Annotated in this window: 6 protein-coding genes and 1 pseudogene; 3 read left to right on the forward strand and 4 right to left on the reverse strand. The window is 40.9% G+C overall.

Translation table 11 applies throughout. The features are described 5' to 3' along the window. The coding region (locus PSF16_RS16530) for a hypothetical protein (RefSeq protein WP_272689712.1) at positions 1-335 on the reverse strand (335 nt) is incomplete at its 3' end. 689 nt (positions 336-1,024) lie between these two features. Between PSF16_RS16530 and PSF16_RS16535 the strand changes: the two genes are divergently transcribed. After that, positions 1,025-1,201, forward strand: a complete 177-nt coding sequence (locus PSF16_RS16535) for a hypothetical protein (protein ID WP_272689713.1) — start codon at positions 1,025-1,027, stop codon at positions 1,199-1,201. Positions 1,202-1,606: 405 nt separating this feature from the next. On the opposite strand, the gene PSF16_RS16540 is transcribed toward PSF16_RS16535, so the two are convergent. Further along, positions 1,607-1,993 (reverse strand): plasmid partitioning/stability family protein, encoded by a 387-nt coding sequence (locus tag PSF16_RS16540; RefSeq protein WP_272689714.1) that lies wholly within the window; start codon positions 1,991-1,993, stop codon positions 1,607-1,609. Between the two features lie 4 nt (positions 1,994-1,997). Then, complete coding sequence (gene parM / locus PSF16_RS16545) at positions 1,998-2,969, reverse strand: plasmid segregation protein ParM domain-containing protein (protein WP_272689715.1); 972 nt, start codon at positions 2,967-2,969, stop codon at positions 1,998-2,000. Between the two features lie 359 nt (positions 2,970-3,328). Between parM and PSF16_RS16550 the strand changes: the two genes are divergently transcribed. Both PSF16_RS16550 and PSF16_RS16555 read left to right on the forward strand, forming a co-directional pair. Continuing rightward, complete coding sequence (locus PSF16_RS16550; protein WP_272689716.1) at positions 3,329-3,964, forward strand: AAA family ATPase; 636 nt, start codon at positions 3,329-3,331, stop codon at positions 3,962-3,964. A 2-nt stretch (positions 3,965-3,966) separates the two neighbouring features. Further along, positions 3,967-4,245: a ribbon-helix-helix protein, CopG family gene (locus PSF16_RS16555; RefSeq protein WP_272689717.1), complete on the forward strand. Its 279-nt coding sequence runs from the start codon at positions 3,967-3,969 to the stop codon at positions 4,243-4,245. A 167-nt stretch (positions 4,246-4,412) separates the two neighbouring features. Here PSF16_RS16555 and PSF16_RS16560 read toward each other — a convergent pair. Further along, a pseudogene (locus PSF16_RS16560) lies at positions 4,413-4,899 on the reverse strand (recombinase family protein); the annotation flags it as partial.

Consider the following 4,899-nt stretch of genomic DNA (forward strand, 5'->3'; position numbering starts at 1 on the left):
TGTTGCGCCAGTGATCCCGCGCAACGCACACGCGACACAATTTGCGCGTGAGATAACGTTGAACCATCTCTAAACGTGAAATAACGCCCATCCACTTTGACAAAAATGTCCGTCACGTTTCCTAGAACCATTTCTTGTAATTTAAATGACTCTGTATGGTTATGGCCTTGCCAATCCAGCGGAGGCATAACGGATAAGGCATCCATAAATTGCACTAAAGTGATTTCTTTAGGTGCGGTTTTGGCGGCGTGTTCGCGCCTTACCCAGTACATCATTTCCGCACTTTGCGCTTCTTGGTAAGGGTCTGTTTCTGCAATAAAAACTTGGTCATTCATGTTGATACTCCTTGTTTTTGGCTTTTAACTCATCTTTCTGGAGGTTTTGGCGTGGCGGTGTTGACGTTCACCGATGGCCTCGTAGTTCTCTTTGAAAGTGTTCATTCATCTTACTGTCAGTTCAGTCGCGGCAAGGGCGTGCATAGCTGAGACGAGGAAGGAAGCAAGGGCGGAAGCAAAATTGTTGGAAAGCGCAGCGACAAGAATTTTGCTGGAGTGCACTTTACGCTTGCTGGATGACGAGTTGAGGCTATGTTTAAGCCCTAGCGAATGGGCTGATAGTAAGAAAATAACCGTCGGGTGAGGAGGCAATCGGCCGACACGCAACGCGTGGCGTCCTTAACGGCCGTGCGAAGCACGAAATGCCGTGCCGTTAGGTTTCGCTTGCTATCCGAAGGACAGAGACGCGTGCGGCTCTGCGGAAACCCATTCGTAAAACGAATGGTGTTGGAGTGTAGGCGACAGCTCGACGACATCGAGCTGCCGTAGGAACCCATAATGCAACAGTAGCCAGTCTAATCCAGCGTCAATATATCGAGGTGTTGATTAACCCCCACCCTGAATAGAGAAAATCCCCTTTAAACATTGTGTGCCCTTCATCACATAGAACGTCGCTATTTATCACTTTCTATGATTAAATACTTAAAAGTGTCAATCTGTCACTTTTAAGCATTATTTGGAGAGAATTTATGAGCGGCTTTGAATTGAGATTATGGCGCAGAGGGATGAATTGGGATCAAGCTCGGGCAGCAGAAGAGCTTGGCGTCAGTTTAAGAAGCTATAAACGTTATGAAAAATTGTCAAAGGTCACTCAACTCGTCGCTCTAGCGACCTTTGCCCTAAGCGTAAAATTTTCTGTCACTTAACACGAATACCACAGGCTCAAGGTTGACCTATCAAGCTGATTGTCCACATTTGACTAGCGAGTTAACAGGCCTAGCACAAATAAGTGAACAGAACTCGCGCCAACAGTAGGTTAATGGAGTCAATCCGACGTTCGGCTTAAGGCTGGCTCAAGGCCAGCATGAAGCCGTTGCGACAAAACGCAGAAAAGGCGTATCCACAAATTCAGTGGATAACTTTATTTTTGAGTGTGGATAGTGGTAATAATCCCTTGATATTGGAAAGAAACCTTAAATTGGTTAATTATTGACCTTTTTCTTTAACAGCTAACTCAGGGAATGTCAGACAATCGAGTCGTCCAGCACGGGAAAGAGATTGTTGTTTCATTTTCCACAACGCGGATGACAATGAGATCCCCTGCCCTATGTTTACACTAACTTTGATAATTTGTTTTTCACCTTCGCTAAAGGTGGATTGGCGTTTATTTCTGTGATGCTATTGTCTTCATTTAGCATTGAATTCACACCAAGCGCTTGAATAACGGCGTGTATTTCAGCTTGTGATGGCTGCCAACCGGTTGTTTGCGAAATTAACGTAACAAGCTGCTCCGCTGTCAATTTATCGTTAAATAACGTCGCCAATAATGCAGGCAAACGAGCATCAAGGTGTTGTAATGCCGCACCACAAATAAACGCATGGCGGAAAAACTCCCCCCGAGCTGAACGCGGTAATGACTCGATAACCGCTAATGTTTGATTATCTGCAGGGTTTTCAGGATGAAGGTATAACGTGAATTTTTTCCGCTCATGACTCATCGAGTTAGTCCTCTTTAAAATAGGCGATGGCTTCAACCAAGGCGGTTTGTGGTGAGTCTAACAGTGTAATTTTATCAGCAATAAGGCGCCATGCATTTCTGACTGCAGGCTCAATTAAAGAAGCCCCACCGCCAACCAAATAAATACGATTGACGTTTTTAAACTGACTCAGTTCGTCGACAACCCGTTCACCTAGTTGTTTTATTGCAGAATCAATCGTATCTAACACTAATGGAATTTTCGATTCATCATTCACAATTTGACGCACAAACTGCTCGTTATGACGTTGCTTAATGAGTTCATCAGCAACGAGCGCACTGGTATCACTGGAGGCCATTTTTAATGCACTCAGTGCAGCTTGAGTGACCATGGAGACACCAATTTCAGAGTTACCATGAATGGCACTGACGCCGTCAAACTGGCCCACAATTACGCCCACATCCAGGGTTGTTCCCCCCAAATCAATCACCAATGATTTTTCAAACACCCCCACATTGTCATTAACGAGTTGGGTTAACACGGCAGGTAAAGATTCAGGCATCACCTCGACATTCTTAATCGTGAATGTTGTTCCTTTATTCAGCTGTACGGGACGAAGGACGTTTTCAATTTTACGCTGGATATTCAATTCATTCTTTTGGCAATCAGTCGTATAAAACTCGCTGATAGGTAAAGTGACAATCAAATCGACATCTTGAGGTTCAAGTCCACTGCTTAAAAGTGCATGGTGGATAGCAAGCACATTCGCATCTGTATATTGATACTCAATATGAGTCGTTCTAATGGCCTGCTCACTCACCTCATCATAAGTGAACTTTTGACCATCCAATTCATAGTTAAACGTCCCCTTTCCACCTAACCCTTCAATTTTCCAGCCTTTTTTAAAAGAATTCGTTGATAACTTAGTCTGTAACGCCTGTTTATCAAACCAGGCCAACTTCACATTTGTAGAACCGTCATCGCAATATAGTTTCATGCCCACCTCATTTAAATACTCAACTTGAATATTTATGTTTTTTTAGGTACTCAAAATGAGTAACTAGTGTTTCATTGTTAATGTCTACGACTCACTTTGAGTAATATAACATAAGTATGAAAAATGAAAACACATTTCATACTTACTCTTTCATACTTATGATTTATTTATTCACACTTCATATTACAGTAGGTTGAGATCCCTTGTGGCTAACACCTTAAAGTTATGATTTGTTAGAAATATTTCAAAAATTATGGTTATACATGGGCTGTTTAAAAATGCACCACATTCACTTTGACATAAAAATAAGGTGGTTTATAATGCTTCATACTTCATAAATCATAATTATGGGAATGAATATGATAACAGTTATTGGTGGTAATAAAGGCGGCTCTGGTAAAACGACAACAGCTATAAACATTGCTGTTGCTTTAGCTAAAGAAGGTAAAGATGTTTGCTTACTCAACGCAGATATTCAACGCACAGCGGCTAAGTGGCATGCAGAACGAGAAACATTAGGCATTCAACCCAGTATTACCTTAATAGAAAAGTTTGATAACTTAACCCAAACATTGAAAGCATTAAGTCAAAAATATGAACATATAATTGTTGATGTAGCAGGTAGAAATTCTAGAGAATTTATTACAAGTGGGGTAATTGCTGACCAAATCATAGCGCCATTACAATGCTCTCAACCTGATTTAGACACATTGGAAGAGCTGCAACAACAAGTAGAAGCAATGAGGGATCTTAACCCTGAACTTAAAGTATTTTGTTTACAGAGTATGGCTACCACGAATCCAGTATTAAAAGGTAATGAACGAAAAGAGTTTTTGGAATACTTATCAGAGTTTCCAACCATAAAAACAATGAAAACAATAATATATTTTAGAAAAGTCTATAGAGATACAATGAGCGTAGGATTAGGTGTTTTAGAAACTGAAAATCAAACGGCGAAAAGTGAAATCGAACAATTAATAAATGAGGTCTTTTAAAAATGGTTAAGAAACCGAGCCAACAAGCAGCTAAAAATCGTAATGAGATAACGGCCGAGCAAGCAGACTTATTAGCTAAACGCCTGGCAGATAAACCTTATGGCTCTACTGAAAATGATTTACAAGAACCAGAAAAGCAAAGTAGAACAACTATATCCTTAAACGAATCAATGCTTGTCACACTTGAAGATATGGCATTAAAAAACAAAAGGAAAGGTAGAGATCCCAAAAGTGTCAGTGCAATAGTCAGAGAAGCCTTGGATCAATACTTAGCCAAATAACAACTAATTTCCCTCGCAGTGCTCCTTGCCATAATTCACAGCTCTGACTTATGACTTATGACTTATGACTTATGACTTATGACTTATGACTTATGACTTATGATTTATGATTTATGATTTATGATTTCAGACAAGATTGTATTCTATTACTGTATTTTTTATATCGACTATTGTTTCACAATTTTAGCTCTCAGAATTGTTTGACGTGTTGTATTAAATTCACGCGCAATTGAGCTAATACTGGCTCCGGCCTGAATACGTTTACAATCTGTTTTTGCTCATCGTTAAGGGTAGGGGGGCGTCCAAAGCGCTTACCTGCACTTTTTGCTCTTGCGATACCAGCATGAGTCCGCTCAATTAAAAGATCTCGCTCAAACTCGGCTACTGCTGAAATCACCTGCATCGTCATTTTCCCTGCTGGACTGGTTAGATCAACACCACCAAGCGCCAAACAATGAACTCTGATATTAAGCTCTGATAGTTTTTCGACTGTTTTCCTGATATCAATTGCATTGCGGCCAAGACGATCCAACTTAGTCACAATCAGGACATCACCATGTTCCATTCTATCCAGCAGACGTGAAAAGCCAGGTCGGTCACTGGCAGCAACAGATCCACTAATATGCTCTTCAATAATTCGATAAGGTTCTACGG

The sequence above is a fragment of the Providencia sp. PROV033 genome (genome assembly GCF_028484855.1).
GTDB classification, from domain to species: domain Bacteria; phylum Pseudomonadota; class Gammaproteobacteria; order Enterobacterales; family Enterobacteriaceae; genus Providencia; species Providencia alcalifaciens.